This is a genomic window from Flavobacterium sp., assembly GCF_044368625.1.
Taxonomy (GTDB): domain Bacteria; phylum Bacteroidota; class Bacteroidia; order Flavobacteriales; family Flavobacteriaceae; genus Flavobacterium.
The window spans coordinates 1-14318 of sequence record NZ_JBIPPD010000348.1; the positions used below are offsets into that span (position 1 = coordinate 1).

Annotated in this window: 23 protein-coding genes; all 23 read left to right on the plus strand. The window is 30.3% G+C overall.

Annotated elements, in window-relative coordinates; translation table 11 throughout:
* The first annotated feature begins 133 nt into the window (after window positions 1-133).
* The 23 genes from ACIQ2X_RS16175 to ACIQ2X_RS16285 all read left to right on the plus strand — a co-directional run bounded on the left by ACIQ2X_RS16175 (window position 134) and on the right by ACIQ2X_RS16285 (window position 13828).
* Window positions 134-391, plus strand: coding sequence for a hypothetical protein (locus ACIQ2X_RS16175; protein WP_396180021.1), 258 nt, complete (start codon window positions 134-136; stop codon window positions 389-391).
* Window positions 388-609 (plus strand): hypothetical protein, encoded by a 222-nt coding sequence (locus ACIQ2X_RS16180; protein ID WP_396180022.1) that lies wholly within the window; start codon window positions 388-390, stop codon window positions 607-609. The genes ACIQ2X_RS16175 and ACIQ2X_RS16180 overlap by 4 nt, the downstream gene beginning before the upstream one ends.
* Before the next feature lie 49 nt (window positions 610-658).
* Window positions 659-1153 (plus strand): ERF family protein, encoded by a 495-nt coding sequence (locus ACIQ2X_RS16185; protein WP_396180024.1) that lies wholly within the window; start codon window positions 659-661, stop codon window positions 1151-1153.
* An 11-nt stretch (window positions 1154-1164) separates the two neighbouring features.
* The gene (locus ACIQ2X_RS16190; protein WP_396180025.1) at window positions 1165-1347 is read left to right on the plus strand and encodes a hypothetical protein; all 183 of its coding nucleotides are present in this window, start codon (window positions 1165-1167) and stop codon (window positions 1345-1347) included.
* Window positions 1348-1358: 11 nt separating this feature from the next.
* Window positions 1359-1652 (plus strand): hypothetical protein, encoded by a 294-nt coding sequence (locus ACIQ2X_RS16195; protein WP_396180026.1) that lies wholly within the window; start codon window positions 1359-1361, stop codon window positions 1650-1652.
* 264 nt (window positions 1653-1916) lie between these two features.
* Window positions 1917-4139, plus strand: a complete 2223-nt coding sequence (locus tag ACIQ2X_RS16200) for a VapE domain-containing protein (protein ID WP_396180027.1) — start codon at window positions 1917-1919, stop codon at window positions 4137-4139.
* 326 nt (window positions 4140-4465) lie between these two features.
* Complete coding sequence (locus ACIQ2X_RS16205; RefSeq protein ID WP_396180028.1) at window positions 4466-4882, plus strand: NUMOD4 domain-containing protein; 417 nt, start codon at window positions 4466-4468, stop codon at window positions 4880-4882.
* Between the two features lie 116 nt (window positions 4883-4998).
* The gene (locus tag ACIQ2X_RS16210) at window positions 4999-6324 is read left to right on the plus strand and encodes a DEAD/DEAH box helicase (protein ID WP_396180029.1); all 1326 of its coding nucleotides are present in this window, start codon (window positions 4999-5001) and stop codon (window positions 6322-6324) included.
* Window positions 6308-6655 (plus strand): VRR-NUC domain-containing protein, encoded by a 348-nt coding sequence (locus ACIQ2X_RS16215; protein WP_396180030.1) that lies wholly within the window; start codon window positions 6308-6310, stop codon window positions 6653-6655. The genes ACIQ2X_RS16210 and ACIQ2X_RS16215 overlap by 17 nt, the downstream gene beginning before the upstream one ends.
* Before the next feature lie 265 nt (window positions 6656-6920).
* Window positions 6921-9137: a DNA methyltransferase gene (locus ACIQ2X_RS16220; protein ID WP_396180031.1), complete on the plus strand. Its 2217-nt coding sequence runs from the start codon at window positions 6921-6923 to the stop codon at window positions 9135-9137.
* Window position 9138: 1 nt separating this feature from the next.
* A complete protein-coding gene (locus ACIQ2X_RS16225; protein WP_396180032.1) occupies window positions 9139-9477 on the plus strand; it encodes a hypothetical protein in 339 nt (112 codons plus the stop codon).
* 124 nt (window positions 9478-9601) lie between these two features.
* The gene (locus ACIQ2X_RS16230; protein ID WP_396180033.1) at window positions 9602-9787 is read left to right on the plus strand and encodes a hypothetical protein; all 186 of its coding nucleotides are present in this window, start codon (window positions 9602-9604) and stop codon (window positions 9785-9787) included.
* Between the two features lie 3 nt (window positions 9788-9790).
* Window positions 9791-9997, plus strand: a complete 207-nt coding sequence (locus ACIQ2X_RS16235; RefSeq protein WP_396180034.1) for a hypothetical protein — start codon at window positions 9791-9793, stop codon at window positions 9995-9997.
* Window positions 9975-10364 carry a hypothetical protein gene (locus tag ACIQ2X_RS16240; RefSeq protein WP_396180035.1) on the plus strand — a complete coding sequence of 130 codons (390 nt, stop codon included), beginning with the start codon at window positions 9975-9977 and terminating at the stop codon, window positions 10362-10364. The genes ACIQ2X_RS16235 and ACIQ2X_RS16240 overlap by 23 nt, the downstream gene beginning before the upstream one ends.
* Window positions 10365-10375: 11 nt before the next feature.
* Entirely contained in the window at window positions 10376-10636 is a 261-nt protein-coding gene (locus tag ACIQ2X_RS16245; protein ID WP_396180036.1) for a hypothetical protein, read from the plus strand.
* Window positions 10633-11049 (plus strand): hypothetical protein, encoded by a 417-nt coding sequence (locus ACIQ2X_RS16250; protein ID WP_396180038.1) that lies wholly within the window; start codon window positions 10633-10635, stop codon window positions 11047-11049. The genes ACIQ2X_RS16245 and ACIQ2X_RS16250 overlap by 4 nt, the downstream gene beginning before the upstream one ends.
* A gap of 2 nt (window positions 11050-11051) precedes the next feature.
* Entirely contained in the window at window positions 11052-11516 is a 465-nt protein-coding gene (locus ACIQ2X_RS16255; protein WP_396180039.1) for a hypothetical protein, read from the plus strand.
* On the plus strand, window positions 11509-11823 hold the full coding sequence (locus tag ACIQ2X_RS16260) for a hypothetical protein (RefSeq protein WP_396180040.1): 315 nt from the start codon (window positions 11509-11511) through the stop codon (window positions 11821-11823). The genes ACIQ2X_RS16255 and ACIQ2X_RS16260 overlap by 8 nt, the downstream gene beginning before the upstream one ends.
* Window positions 11816-12019: a hypothetical protein gene (locus ACIQ2X_RS16265; RefSeq protein WP_396180041.1), complete on the plus strand. Its 204-nt coding sequence runs from the start codon at window positions 11816-11818 to the stop codon at window positions 12017-12019. The genes ACIQ2X_RS16260 and ACIQ2X_RS16265 overlap by 8 nt, the downstream gene beginning before the upstream one ends.
* A gap of 85 nt (window positions 12020-12104) precedes the next feature.
* Entirely contained in the window at window positions 12105-12350 is a 246-nt protein-coding gene (locus tag ACIQ2X_RS16270; RefSeq protein WP_396180042.1) for a hypothetical protein, read from the plus strand.
* Window positions 12340-12621, plus strand: coding sequence for a hypothetical protein (locus ACIQ2X_RS16275; protein ID WP_396180043.1), 282 nt, complete (start codon window positions 12340-12342; stop codon window positions 12619-12621). Before ACIQ2X_RS16270 ends, ACIQ2X_RS16275 begins: the two co-directional genes overlap by 11 nt.
* Window positions 12622-12706: 85 nt before the next feature.
* Entirely contained in the window at window positions 12707-12856 is a 150-nt protein-coding gene (locus ACIQ2X_RS16280; protein ID WP_396180044.1) for a hypothetical protein, read from the plus strand.
* Between the two features lie 120 nt (window positions 12857-12976).
* On the plus strand, window positions 12977-13828 hold the full coding sequence (locus ACIQ2X_RS16285; RefSeq protein WP_396180045.1) for a hypothetical protein: 852 nt from the start codon (window positions 12977-12979) through the stop codon (window positions 13826-13828).
* The last annotated feature ends 490 nt before the right edge of the window (window positions 13829-14318 follow it).

Sequence of the window (14318 nt, forward strand, 5' to 3'; positions counted from 1 at the left end):
CAATCTAAAAAAATATTTATTCACTGAAGCCGAAGTGCTGGACATTGTAAATTATCAAAGAAAACACGTTAACGTTATGTTTGCCACTCAAGTGTGGTGGATAATAGAAAGTAAAATTAATAATATGTAAAGGATGAAAGAAATACTAGACGAACCAATAAAGAAAATCCGAGTAGTTCACTTAGAAAAAGACGAAGTGCTGCACGTTGTACCCTACGCTCCAGAAAGCAAAGAGGATTTAACATTTAAACAAGTAACCGATGCGACTGGATTAACACGCTCACAAATTTACACCGCTATAAACAAAGGCGAATTGCTTAGAGCTAACGGAACAGGAATTAAAAAGATTACGAAAGAAAGTTTTGAAAATTATATTAAATTAAATAGATGATGGAAGGTTCAAAAGAGTACTTTTTAAAAATGACTGAGCAATTTTACAACCAACTAGGTAATGATGAGAAAATTTATCTTAACCATTTAGGATTGCAAGTTAAACAAATTCCAAATAAAGAGGATTTGGAAGATGAGAACTATAAAAAAGTTAGAAAACATCGCATTGATGCTTGGAATGAAGAGCAAGAATATTTGTTTAAAAAAAGGAATAAGTAGTTTTTATTTCTTATATTTACAAATCTTTAATAATTAAATATCTTATCTTATGAAACAAATCGCAACAGCGTTGCTAAACGCACAAGGGGAAATGAGTAACCCAAAAAAAGGTGCTACAAATCCATTCTTTAAATCTAAATATGCGGACTTAAACGCAATTAGAGAGGCTGTAATACCAGTATTAAACTCACACGGTATTAGTGTACTTCAACCGATAGTACACTTTGAAAATAAGAACTTTGTTAAAACAATTTTACTTCACGAAAGTGGGGAAATGCTTGAAAGTTTAACTGAAATAATCTACAACAAACAAAACGATGCACAAGCGCAAGGTAGCGGAATAAGCTACGCAAGAAGATACGCTTTGCAGTCATTTGTTTGCGTTGGAGCAGATGACGATGACGGACAAAAAGCAGTACAATCAAAACCAAAAGCGACTACTGAAATACTTAAAAAAGCTAAAGATGGCGGTTTTACAATTGAGCAAGTCAAAGCAAAGTATGAAGTAACAAAAGAACAAGAAACACAATTTATTAATCTTTAAATATTAAAAATATGCAAATTGAAATAGTTGAACAACTAAGTTATGGTGCTGGAGCAATAGAAAGCACAATAGAATTTGAAAATAAAGTTAACAGACAATTATCCGAATTTAAAGACTTGGAAATAGAAGTAATTGGAGTTGATTTTGTCGTACAAAATAACAAATTAAAAGCATTTATTAAAATTAACAAATAAATATTAAAAAAATGGCAGTTAAAACATCTTTTTACGGAAGCATAGACTTCTCAAAACTATTAGAACAAGCGAAAGCTGGTAACAAAGCATTTACCAAAAACGAAAACGGAAAAATTTATTTAAACGTTAGAGTTTGGGTAAATGATGAAAAAGACAATTACGGAAACGATGCCTCTTTTCAATCAAACTTTAAAGGAGCGACAAAAGAGGATAGGTTTTATTTTGGGAACTTAAAAGAAAGCGTTGCTGTTGAAGAGCCTTTAACATCAAACGATATTCCTGATGCTGGGGATTTACCATTTTAACATAATTCCCACCCCGAATTATTTTGTAGTTCGGGTTTTTTTTGTATATTTGCCAATAACCCGAAAGGGATTTTTTTATATATTAACTTGTAAATTTTTTTACACAATGACTAAATTCGAAGCAACAAACAGGGTTAAGCGAAAACTAAACTTTGAAACACAGGAAATGATTTGTAAATCGATAGGAATAACAAGACCTACGCTTGCAACAAGATTAAAAAAAAGCAATTGGAAAGTTTCAGAAATCTACGCAATTGAAAAACTATGAGTAAAATTTCACTATATCCCGAAGGAAAACCTAATAAAGAGGGTAAACTTGCGCCAGCAGTAATTCCATTCACAAACATTGATTTTGATGAGTATTTAGATAAAATCAAAGATGGGGAGTTTCAAGATGAGGTTTTAGCTTATCGAACTGGTAAGATTGAAAAATTAAAATTAAGAGGCGTTACACCAAGCGGTGTTTTCTCTTATCGTAATTCTAAATCATTAACTCAGCACTCGGGTTTTATTGCAATTGATATTGACACTAAAGACCAAGTTCGAAGTGATTTTTCAGAACTTAGAAATGAACTTCAAAAAGATAACTATACCTATGCTTTACACGACTCGGTTTCAGGTGGTGGTGGCACCGTTGTTTATGTTAAGATAGTTGGAGAAAAACATTATGAATCATTTTTAGCACTTGAAAAATACTATTTTGATAATTACAAAATAATCATTGACAAGAGTTGTAAAAACGTTGACCGTTATCGTTTTGTTTCCTACGACCCTGAAACATACATAAACCGAAAGTCAAAAACTTGGAAAACTTATTTAAAGAAAACGCAAATTGAACCTAAACAAACTTACGTTTTTTCAGATAACGATTTAGAACACGTTTTCCAACAAATAAGCGACAGAGGTATAGACCTAACAAGTGATTACCACGATTGGTATAAAATCGGTGGCGCATTGCAAAATTACTATACTGGTCAAAAAGGTTTAGATTTATTTCACTTAGTTTCTCAAAACTCACCAAAATACGACAGTAAGGCGGTTGACGATTTATACAAAGTAATTGAAAAAAGAAGTGCTGATAAAATAGCTACTATTGGTACTTTTTTATGGATTTGCAAAACGGCTGGAATTGATATAAAGACCAAACGAACTGAGCATATTGAAAGGGTTGCTAAACTAAGAAGAAAGTCAGTTGGAACTTCAGGAGGCGCAAAGTCGAATGAAGAAGCAAAAAAAGACACTATTAAAACCTTAGAAATTGAAAACATTTCAGGAGAAGATGTTACTAATATTGTCAATCAAGTTTTTTCACTTCCCGAGCAAGATTTAAAAACAAAGTCTAACGATGTACTCGCAGACCTAAAAGCATTTTTAAAAACCTTTGATTTAAAGTTTAATGAAATTACTAGAAACTACGAACTGAATGGCGAGCCAATGACCGACCGTGATTATAATTCGTTGTTTATAAAAGCAATTGAGCAAGTTGATGAACGTATTACAAAAGACCGTTTATTCTCTTTAATTGATTCTGAAAACACACCGAGTTACTCGCCATTTGCTGAATTTATAAATAAGTACAAACATTTACAACCAAGTGGTAATTTTGAAAAGTTATGCAACGCAATTAAGTATAAGCAATATACTTACGCTAATGGTACCAAACAAGAGGTAACCGAGTATATCGAAATATTTTTAAAGAAATGGCTTTTAGGAATTATTAGCAGTATGCACGGAACTTACTCAATTTTGATTTTAGTATTAACTGGAGGACAACGTGCTGGTAAAACTAAATTTTTTCGTAATCTTTTACCTGATGACCTTATGAGTTTTTACGCCGAAAGTAAATTGGACGAGGGAAAAGATAGTGAAATTTTAATGACCAAAAAGTTAATCATTTTAGATGACGAGTTCGGAGGTAAAAGCAAACAAGATGCTAAAAGATTAAAAGAGCTTTCATCAAAGCAATGGTTTAACCTTAGAAGACCTTTTGGACGTACAAGTGAAGATTTGCGAAGATTGGCTGTTCTTTGTGGTACCTCAAACGATGAAGAAATTATTAACGACCCAACAGGAAATAGAAGAATTATTCCAGTTAATGTTATCGACATTGACCACGAAAAAATAGAAGAAATTAATAAAATTGATTTGTTTATTGAAATTTACCACGAATGGGTAAATGACAAAGAAGGTTTTATGTTGACAAAAGACGATATTGAAATTTTGAATAATTGCACTTCTTTAAATGAGCAACCAAGCCCTGAAGAGGAAATGATTTTAAAATACTTTATTCCAGCGACTGGTTTAAGTGGTAATTGTTCTTTTTTAACTAATACTGAAATTAAGGCTTATATTGAAGAAAAACACCACACAATAAGGTTAAATTCATATAAGTTAGGATTGACTTTGAAGAAGTTAGGATTTGAAAAGCAAAGCAAAAAAATAAACGGAATTAAAAAATTAGTGTATAATTTAGAAATGATTTTATAGCTCAGGTGGTACCCCTTGAGGTAAGGGGGGGGTACCTCCGACAAAGCCACGTGGTTGTTGACTTTATTAGCAATGGTGGTATAGGTTCATAGGTAAAAATAAATTTATACATATAAGACTATATAATATTTGTATTTACTATTTTTTATTATTGTTTATCCAAACTCTGTAAAGTACCCTACCACCCCTACCCCCTACCACCGCAAAAAAATATAAATAACTGATTATGATTGAATTAAGAAAATACCAAACGATTTTACCGTTTTACCGTTTTATGTTACTTTTTTTATTATATTTGCATAAGTTTAATTTTTAAAAATATTTATATGGAAATTTGGAAAGAAGCAAAAGGATTTGAAAACCATTATGAAGTTAGTAATTTTGGTAGAGTTCGTAGAAAAAAATGTGCTACACACTATAAAGACGGTAGAATTGCGTTTTTTTCAGAAACTATTTTAAAGCCATCTATAAATAAAAAAGGATATTTAAGGGTTTATTTAAGTGTAAATTCAAAAAAAATCACTAAGTCAATACACAGAATTGTTGCTGAAACTTTTATTGAAAATCCTGAAAATAAAAAAACAGTAAATCATATTGATTGCAATAAAGAAAATAATCATGTTGATAATTTAGAGTGGGCAACAAATACAGAAAATATGAGGCATGCATTTGAAAATGGAGTTTTTAAAGAAAGAGATAAAACTTCTATTTATAATATAAAACACATGAGAAATAAATTATGATTAATTTAAGAGAATATCAATTAAAATCAATTAGCGCCCTTAGGAATAATATAAAGTCAGGTTTTAAAAAACTTATTTTATGTGCTCCAACGGGCGCTGGTTAAGGCAAAACTGTAATGTTTTCATATATGGCTATGAATGCAGTCAATAAACAAAAAAAAGTTTTAATTTTATCAAATAGGCTGGAATTATTGTTGCAGTCAGGTGGTACTTTGGAGAAATTTGGAATAAAACCATTAGAGATAAAGCCTAATAAAAAAATAAAAAACTTGAATGGTATTTTGTACGTAGGTATGAGCCAAACAATTAAAAGGAGAATTAATGATGAAATGTATAAGCGATTTATTTCAGAATTAGATTTATTGATAATTGACGAAGCGCATCACCAAGACCATAATTTTATAATGCAGCACATCGCAGAAAAAACAATCGTTATAGGAGCAACCGCAACGCCACACCGAGAAGGAAATCAAGTTAGTTTGGATTTGTTTTATAAAGATATAGTTGAAGTAACAACAATAAGCGAACTTATTGATTTAGGATTTCTTTCAAAACCTCATACATTTGGCGTAAAAGTAGATTTAAGCAAAGTAAAAACCAAAGGCGGTGAATATGACCAAGACCAAGTTGCAAAAGTTTATGACGAAGTTAAAATGTATCACGGTGTTTATGAGAATTACACCAAAATAACACCAAACAAAAAAGGTATTATCTTTGCTTCAAATATTGCGAGTTCAATACAATTAGTTCAGGATTTTAAAAACAAAGGATTACCGATTGAACATATTGACGGAACCACACCAGCACCCGAAAGAAAGCGTATTTTAGAATGGTTTAAAGAAACACCAAACGCACTTATTTCAAACGTTGGAATTTTAAATGCTGGATTTGATGAGCCAAATATAGAAGTAGTTATTTTGTATCGAGCGACTAAATCAATTTCTTTATTTCTACAAATGTGCGGACGTGGTTCAAGAGTAACAGAAAGTAAAAAAGACTTTACTATTTTAGATTTTGGAAACAATGTACAACGACACGGATTTTGGGAGCAAGAACGGCAATGGTTGCTAAAAAAGAAAAAGAAAATAGAAGGAGTTGCACCAGTAAAAGATTGTCCTGAATGTTTTGCAATTATACCGGCACGAACTATGGAATGTCCTGAATGCAATTATATTTTTCAAAAGTCAGAGCGTGAAGAAGAAGATGAGTTAATTGTTGAGTTATCAAAACTATCATACCAACAAATTAAAGACGAAGTTAAAACTGCTGATTTTAAACGTTTGGAGCAAATTGCAAAAGCGAAAGGATATAAGAAAAACTGGATTTATTTTCACTTAAAGACAGAGAAAGATTTAATTGACTACGCAGCCTACAAAGGCTACCATCAGAACTGGGTAAATTATCAACTAGAACAAAGAGAAAAAAATGCAATCAGAAATTAAACTACAAAGCACTTGCTTTTTATGGTTCCATAACACTTACCCAAACGAAAGGGGTTTATTGTGTTATAACTTAAATAACTCGGCAAACAAAATACAAGGCAACCAAAACAAAGCACTTGGATTAATTAAAGGGCGTTCCGATATGGTTTACTACAAAAATGGCAAAGCTATAATGATAGAATTTAAAACCGAAACAGGAACGCAAAAGCCTGAGCAAAAAGACTGGGAAGAAATCATAACAAAGCAAGGTTTCGAATATCACATAATCCGCTCCTTTGAGCAATTTCAGCAACTAATATGGCAAAACATAAACCAACCAAACGCACAATAACGTATCCAATAGAGCAGAAAATAAAAGACTTAAACGAGTTGATTGTAAAAGACATAACCAACCCTAAAATTACCCAGCTTCGGGCGGAGATTGATTATTTTATGTATGGCATCAAATAACAAATGGTTAAAATTTAAAAAAAAGTAAATATTATTATAAAGTTTATAAAATTTAATTATATATTTGCATATCGATTAAAGGTACTGGAACTACCTCGAAAAAAAACATTTAATAGCCTTATTTCAAAAATACGAGTTCCAGTCGTATGAGTAGAAGTAAGGCATTTTTAATTTATATTATTATGGAATATGAAAATTTTTTAGAAACAAAACGTAAAACTTTTATCGAAAGTGGTTTTGAACTTAAAGATTCTGAATTAAATCCAATGTTAAAAGACTTTCAAAAGTTTGGGGTTAAAGTAGCTTTAAAAAAAGGGAGATTTGCATTCTTTTTTGATTGTGGCTTAGGTAAGACATTTTGTCAATTAGAATGGTCAAGACAAGTAAGTAAAAAGACAAAAAAGAAAGTATTAATACTTGCACCTTTAGCTATTGTTGAACAAACGAAAGACGAGGCAATAAAATTTGGTATTGATGTTGATGTTTTTGATATTACGAATTATGACCAGTTGAAAAATATTGATACTTCTATTTATAGCGGTGTTGTTTTAGATGAAAGTTCAATTTTAAAAGGTCGTGACGGTAAAATGTCAAGTTTGATTATTGAAACATTTAAAAGAACTCCTTATAAACTTTGTTGCACCGCTACACCATCTCCAAATGACCATATGGAGCTAGGTCAACATTCAGAGTTTTTAGGCGGAATGAGTTATTTAGAAATATTAGCTATGTATTTTGTTCACGATGGGGGAGAAACTTCAAAATGGCGATTAAGAAAACACGCTAAAGATAACTTTTGGAAATATGTCGCCACTTGGTCTATGGCTATTGATAATCCTGCAACTTTAGGATTTAATGGCGATGGCTATTTTTTACCTGAAATAGAATATATAGAGCATATTATACCAGTTGATAATTTAACAGAAACATTATTTGGAGACGTAGCAGTTTCGGCTACTGATTTGCATAAAGATTTAAATAGAAGTTTTGATTTAAGAATTGAAAAAACATTAGAACTTGTTAACTCAAATGATAATCAATGGATTGTTTGGGGGTTAAAAAATCAAGAAACCGATACATTAGCAAAATTGATTCCAAACTCTATCAATGTTCAAGGTTCAGATAGTCCAGAATACAAAGCAAAACATTTAAATGGATTTGCCAAAAAAGAATTTAAAACATTAATTACAAAAACTTCTATTGCATCATTTGGTATGAATTATCAACAATGTAATCAAATGGTGTTTATGTCTTACGATTTTAAATTTGAGGCGTTTTATCAAGCAGTTAGACGTTGCTATCGTTTCGGTCAAAAGAATAAAGTAGTAGTACACATTTTAATTCCTGAAAGTCAAACAAATGTAAGAAGTGCTATTTTAGAAAAACAACAAAGGCATAAAGAAATGATTTCAGAAATGGCTAAATATTCAGCAGAAACAAATTATAAAAGTGCAAAATCAAAAGTAAAAATTATGAATAAAGAAATTAAAACAAATGACTATCATTTAATAAATGGGGATTGTGTTCAAGAAACATCAAAGTTGCCTGATAATTGTGCAGACTTAATTGTATTTAGTCCCCCATTTGCTGAATTATATGTATATTCAGATAAAGAGGAAGATATGGGTAATGTAAGCGATTATAAGCAATTTGAGCAACATTTTAAATACTTAATACCACAACTAAAAAGAACTTTAAAAAGCGGTCGTATATGTGCCGTTCATTGTATGGATTTACCAATACAAAAAGGTAAAGAGGGATATATTGGATTGCGTGATTTTAGCGGAATGTTAATTGATTGGTTTCAAAACGAGGGTTTTATTTATCATTCTAAAGTTACCATTTGGAAAAACCCAGTTACTGAAATGCAACGCACAAAAGCATTAGGATTGCTTCATAAAACAATTAAAAAAGATAGCGTTATGACTAGAGTAGGTATTCCTGATTATGTTTTGTTTTTTAGAAACGAGGGCGAAAACGAAACGCCAATAACACATCAGGATACAGACAGTTCAAAATTAGATTATTTGCCAGTTGATTTATGGCAAAAATACGCATCGCCAGTGTGGTATGATATTGATTATTCAAGAACTTTGCAATACCGCTCAGGACGTGATGGAAATGATGAAAAACATATTTGTCCTTTGCAATTAGACACTATTGAAAGAATTTTGCATTTATACTCTAACGAAGGAGAAACAGTACTAAGTCCATTTGGTGGTATTGGTTCAGAGGGTTTTTCAGCAATTAAAATGAATAGAAAATCAATATCTATTGAATTAAAAGAAAGTTACTTTAAAATAAACGAAGCTAATCATAAATCAATAGTAGAAGAAAAAAACAGTACATTAACATTATTCTAAAATGACAACTCAAGACAAAATAACCCACATAGTAATTAATTCAGAATTACTTTTAAACCGACTTCAAGACTCGGTTGCTGAAAAAATTTTTAAGCAAGCATTAAAAAACAAAGCTAAAAATTTCATCGAAGAACTTAAAACAGTTGAGCACGATTGGTACGATAAGTTTTTTGACCATAAAGAAGATAGTACTTGCGATGTTTACGACGTTTACAGCGATTTTATAAACGAAATAGCAACAGTTCCTATTTACGAGATGGGAAACATAATCCACATCATTAAAGCGTACAGAAAAGACCGTAAAAGCATTGAGGGAATTGTAAATAAAATTAATAGGTAGTTATTTAGAATTTGTTTAAATTGATAAGAAACTTTAAAAAAGTATTAAAAAAGTTTTTTTATTCGGAATGTAGTAGTATATTTGTACTCAGCAATAAAGCAAAACAATTTAATAAATAGAAATTATGAGAACTGCAAAAGATTTAAAAATAGGAGATACATTTAAAAAACAAGGTTTTTTATTTACAATAGCTACAATAGAAAATGATAAACAAAAAAACGGAGTTGAATATGTGAATATAACTTGCTACACAAACAATAACAAAGTAGCAGATAGTAGTTTTAATTTTAAACTAACAACTAAAATTTAACTAATGAGAGGAAGAAAAGCAATTGACCCGAGTGAGAAAAAAACACTCATTCGGGTATTTGTAAAACAGAAAGTAATTGACGCTTTTACAAAAGAAGAACTGGAACAACAAACAAACGATTTTATAACCAAACTTCAAAACGATGCATTAGATAAGTGTGTTGGGGAGGTTTTAAAGATAGAGAGTGATGGCAAAACAAAACGACACTAAGTTTCACGAGTTATTTTTAATGTTAAGAGATGAAGATGATTATTTTCCAAAAGAAGATAGAAAAGAACTACTTAACTTAATAAAAGACTTATACAATGAGCACATAGAATTAGTAGAGAATAAAAATGATAAAGGTAAGTACGGAATAAGATATAAAACCATACACGATGATTCTAAGTATTCAGATACTTCGGAAATATTTTTTAGGTTAAAAAGTATTAGAGATAAGGTTTTTGATGATTGGCAAAATGGACTTTATTGGGATAACATATTTGAACAAGAATTAGAGTTTAGACTGCCCAGTCCAAATTTTCATGGAGCAATTAAGATTTTTAGAGAAGGTAAAGAAATTTATGAAGAAAAATAAAATTAAACATTATGAAAATTAGTCAACTACCACCAGAAATAAAAGAAAAAGCGATTGCTTATAGAGAAAAATTTAATCCTACTAGCACAACAGACTATTTACACAGTGCTTTCCCTTGGGAAAAACCAGACACAGAAGAAGGTTTTGATTATTGGAACGAATGGTACAACAAACCATACGACCTAAAACACCAACTCCAGCAATTAAGCACGCAATACCCGAACGATTTAGAATTTGGAGCGCAAGTAAGAAAATTAATTAGTGAGTTATGAAAGCACAGGATTTACGAATTGGGAATTTGGTAAAAACGCCAAGAGGTATAAAATCAATAAACGGTTTAGGATTTAAAGATACGGTTGTTAGTTCAAAAGATTATTATGCAACTTTTAATAATTTGCACGAAGGATATTTTTTAGACCATTGCGAACCAATACCACTAACCGAAGAGATACTTCTGAAGTGTGGGTTTGAATTCGTGAGAAATAACGATGAACCTTTCTATCAATTAATTAAAAACGGGATAGTATTTAATTCTGATTATTTAAGTGTGGAGGATAGTATTGATTGTGCATTTAACATTGGAAATAATCTATTAAAATTTAAGTACCTACATCAGCTACAGAATATTTTTTTCACACTAACAAACGAAGAACTAACCATTAATTTATTAACCAAAAACAAATAATCATGATACTAAGCAAAGAAATACAGGAAAAAGCAGTAAATGAGTATTTACAAAACAACTCAGTTGAAAAAACCCAAGCTTTTATTGACGGAATGAATAAAGTTTTTGAACTAATCATTCCAAAAGAAGAACCTAAACAAGGTACAATGTCAGAAGCTATTAAACAAGTTATTAATAACCAATTAAAACAAGAAACTCTTGAAGAAGTTGCTAAATCACACGCAATCTATGAATTAGAAAATAACTATAAACCAACAAAAGAAAGTTTTAAGTTAGCTTGTAAAAGAAGTTTTATACAAGGCGCAAAGCAACAAGAACAAATCAACTGCGAGTTATCGGAGTTGTTGGAGCAGAGAAATGAAATGTTGGCGATGTTGGAAAATGCAACCGAAATACCTGCTTTAGATATGGATGCATTAAGACCTGATATGATACAACTAATCAAAAAAGTAAAAGACAATGGATAAGCTAACAACCAAACAACTAATCTATAAACTAATAGAACACTATCAATTTGGAATAAATAATTTGCCGATGGAAGATTGGGATGAATTTTTATTAAAAAACGATTTGTTTAGTGGTATTTGTAGTTGTGCTATTGAAAAGTTTGATGTTGACATTTATAAATCTGATTGGATAAAAATACTAACTAATAGCGAAGGAATTATTTGTGGTTACCCTCGTTTTGTACCCCGAGAAAAAGCACTTGAATATTTACAAATCCGTCTTGATGCATTAAAAAGAATAGACTTAAAAACTTTGAAAAATGAATAAAATAATCAAAATAATCGCTATAGCTTTAAAAATAGCTTTAATAGGATTTATAACCTCTACAATATTAGAAAATATAAACCCAAATGTTGGTTTTTTTGAGCAGAATTGGAAAGTATGGGTGTTATTATATTTACCTTTATTTATGGGTTACGATAACCTAATATCATTAATTTTTAATAGTAGTAAAGATGAATAAAATAAAATTACCATCGATGGTGGAGTACCTAACCCTAACCCCTAAATTCGCTAAGGAATTTGGGTTGATTTAAAACACAACATCTATGGAAAATAAAACACCGATGCAAGAAGCTATTGATAAAATAAAAGAAATTAGCAATAATGAAAATATTACTGGATTTTCAAAAAGAGCTTATTCTGTTTGTTTAGATGTATTAGAACCGCTCCTCGAAAAAGAAAAAGAACTTTTAATTGATTTTCATTGTGAAGGTCAAAATATAGAAGAAAGTTGCGGAGTTTCAGATGCACAAGACTACTACAACGAAAAATTTAATAAAAATGGAAAATAACCTCCTAACCTCAGAAACAGCAATAGGTTTTTATTTAGTAATTGCTATTGCATTGCTTTATGTTTTATTCGACAAAAAAGAAAAAAGAATTTGGCACGAACCGAACGAAATCCCAAAATCAGAAAAAGGGTGTAACGTTAGCAAAGATATTGTTATATTTGACATTAAAACGCAAAAATATTACGAAGGCTATTTCGATAATGAACGCCAAAGATACTACACTTTTAGACACAGTCTAGTGTTGGGTAGGTTTCGATGGAGGTATTTGTAGGGTTCAAATGTTCCCATTATCAATAAGGGGAACAAATATTAAACAACTGATTAACAATAAAATAAAACACTTAAAAACAACAATAATGGAATATAATGGCTATTTTATTTATCCTGATAAAACAGGATATGCACCAAAAGAAGATAAATATAGTTTCTTTTTAGATGATGGAGAAATGTATTGCGGTAGTGGAGAAAGTATAGAAGATTGTCAAAAGCAAATTGATGAATTATGAATTTTGGAACACCACAAGAAATGTATGATGATGACGAAAATCAAAAAGATAACGAAAATAAAAGTTTTGGATGCTTCGTTATAATACTTTTAATTATTTTAATCGTAATAATAGTGCATAATGAAAACAGTTAATAGTATAAGTGGTGGCAAAACTTCGGCTTACATTGCAAAACATTACCCAGCAGATATAAATATTTTTTCATTGGTTAGAATTGAAGATAAAGAATGTTTGTGGATGGAGGGTAAAGACGAAAAAACCAGACAAATAATTTCAGATAGAATTGGAAAAGAATTTATAGGAACTGCCGAAATGGATGATATAATTTATACTATTTTAGATTTAGAGCAGTTTCTTGGAACTGAAATAAAAATAATATCAGGTAAAAGTTTTGAAGAAATAATTTCAGATAGAGGTAATTATTTGCCGAATAAAATGGTTAGGTATTGCACAAGTGAAATGAAATTTTTTCCAATATTTAACTACTTGAAAGATTTAGAAGTTTTGCCAGTTGAAATGAGAATAGGATACAGGCCAAATGAAACAGATAGAGCCGAAAGAATGTCTTTAAAAGCGGTAAATGGATTTGAGCAAGTTGAAACAATTATTGGACGTTCTAAAAATGACAAAAGAAATAAATTAGGAATGATTGATTATCGAGTAGTTAAATTCCCTTTAATTGAAGAAAACATAACTAAAGACATTATCTACAATTATTGGAATGACAAACCTATAAGATTTGCATACAGAAACAATTGTGTAATGTGTATAAATCGTCAACCATTAATGATTTCTCATATGACTACTAAAGACATTAGAAAAATTGAATGGGCAAACAGAATTGAGAAAAAGACTGGAAATACTTTTTTATCAGATGCATCAATGTCAACTATATTAAAATTTTCAGTACAAGGAAATTTATTTAATGATGATGATTTCTCGGATTGTGATTCTGGCAATTGTGAATTATAGCATTGTACATAACTATTCACCACACGCAATAAAACGCAAAAAACTTATTATTCGTGGTAGTTTCCATTTTGGAAATAACCAGTAAAAAAAATAAAAAAAATGAGTAATTAAAGAATATCTTGAGGAAATTCAAACGTTATTTCGGTTATACTATAACGTTTTGTGGCTTTATTTCAGTAGCGGAAAAGTAAAAAAACATCTTTCGGTTATACCTAAAGTTTATAAATACACAATAATTTTAGATTAAAGACTGAAACCGCTATTGAATAAAACCACTGTTAGCACTTGTTTTTATTACTATTTACAAATTTTAACATTTTTTTTTGTAATTTAATTAGGTTTATACAAATATTAATTATTATCTTTGTAAAAGAATTAAGGAAGTCATATTGACAGCAAATTCAAAAACAGATTATTATGGTTTCAGCAGATTTCAAGAATTACGTTTTAAATCACTCTTCAAGTGAAAGTTTTTTGTACAACAACAGAA

Excerpts from the sequence above, each read along its gene's own strand:
- ACIQ2X_RS16175 (WP_396180021.1), top strand. The coding sequence starts at position 134 with ATGAAAGAAATACTAGACGAACCAATAAAGAAAATCCGAGTAGTTCAC.
- ACIQ2X_RS16180 (WP_396180022.1), top strand. The coding sequence starts at position 388 with ATGATGGAAGGTTCAAAAGAGTACTTTTTAAAAATGACTGAGCAATTT.
- ACIQ2X_RS16185 (WP_396180024.1), top strand. The coding sequence starts at position 659 with ATGAAACAAATCGCAACAGCGTTGCTAAACGCACAAGGGGAAATGAGT.
- ACIQ2X_RS16190 (WP_396180025.1), top strand. The coding sequence starts at position 1,165 with ATGCAAATTGAAATAGTTGAACAACTAAGTTATGGTGCTGGAGCAATA.
- ACIQ2X_RS16195 (WP_396180026.1), top strand. The coding sequence starts at position 1,359 with ATGGCAGTTAAAACATCTTTTTACGGAAGCATAGACTTCTCAAAACTA.
- ACIQ2X_RS16200 (WP_396180027.1), top strand. The coding sequence starts at position 1,917 with ATGAGTAAAATTTCACTATATCCCGAAGGAAAACCTAATAAAGAGGGT.
- ACIQ2X_RS16205 (WP_396180028.1), top strand. The coding sequence starts at position 4,466 with ATGGAAATTTGGAAAGAAGCAAAAGGATTTGAAAACCATTATGAAGTT.
- ACIQ2X_RS16210 (WP_396180029.1), top strand. The coding sequence starts at position 4,999 with ATGTTTTCATATATGGCTATGAATGCAGTCAATAAACAAAAAAAAGTT.
- ACIQ2X_RS16215 (WP_396180030.1), top strand. The coding sequence starts at position 6,308 with ATGCAATCAGAAATTAAACTACAAAGCACTTGCTTTTTATGGTTCCAT.
- ACIQ2X_RS16220 (WP_396180031.1), top strand. The coding sequence starts at position 6,921 with ATGAGTAGAAGTAAGGCATTTTTAATTTATATTATTATGGAATATGAA.
- ACIQ2X_RS16225 (WP_396180032.1), top strand. The coding sequence starts at position 9,139 with ATGACAACTCAAGACAAAATAACCCACATAGTAATTAATTCAGAATTA.
- ACIQ2X_RS16230 (WP_396180033.1), top strand. The coding sequence starts at position 9,602 with ATGAGAACTGCAAAAGATTTAAAAATAGGAGATACATTTAAAAAACAA.
- ACIQ2X_RS16235 (WP_396180034.1), top strand. The coding sequence starts at position 9,791 with ATGAGAGGAAGAAAAGCAATTGACCCGAGTGAGAAAAAAACACTCATT.
- ACIQ2X_RS16240 (WP_396180035.1), top strand. The coding sequence starts at position 9,975 with ATGGCAAAACAAAACGACACTAAGTTTCACGAGTTATTTTTAATGTTA.
- ACIQ2X_RS16245 (WP_396180036.1), top strand. The coding sequence starts at position 10,376 with ATGAAAATTAGTCAACTACCACCAGAAATAAAAGAAAAAGCGATTGCT.
- ACIQ2X_RS16250 (WP_396180038.1), top strand. The coding sequence starts at position 10,633 with ATGAAAGCACAGGATTTACGAATTGGGAATTTGGTAAAAACGCCAAGA.
- ACIQ2X_RS16255 (WP_396180039.1), top strand. The coding sequence starts at position 11,052 with ATGATACTAAGCAAAGAAATACAGGAAAAAGCAGTAAATGAGTATTTA.
- ACIQ2X_RS16260 (WP_396180040.1), top strand. The coding sequence starts at position 11,509 with ATGGATAAGCTAACAACCAAACAACTAATCTATAAACTAATAGAACAC.
- ACIQ2X_RS16265 (WP_396180041.1), top strand. The coding sequence starts at position 11,816 with ATGAATAAAATAATCAAAATAATCGCTATAGCTTTAAAAATAGCTTTA.
- ACIQ2X_RS16270 (WP_396180042.1), top strand. The coding sequence starts at position 12,105 with ATGGAAAATAAAACACCGATGCAAGAAGCTATTGATAAAATAAAAGAA.
- ACIQ2X_RS16275 (WP_396180043.1), top strand. The coding sequence starts at position 12,340 with ATGGAAAATAACCTCCTAACCTCAGAAACAGCAATAGGTTTTTATTTA.
- ACIQ2X_RS16280 (WP_396180044.1), top strand. The coding sequence starts at position 12,707 with ATGGAATATAATGGCTATTTTATTTATCCTGATAAAACAGGATATGCA.
- ACIQ2X_RS16285 (WP_396180045.1), top strand. The coding sequence starts at position 12,977 with ATGAAAACAGTTAATAGTATAAGTGGTGGCAAAACTTCGGCTTACATT.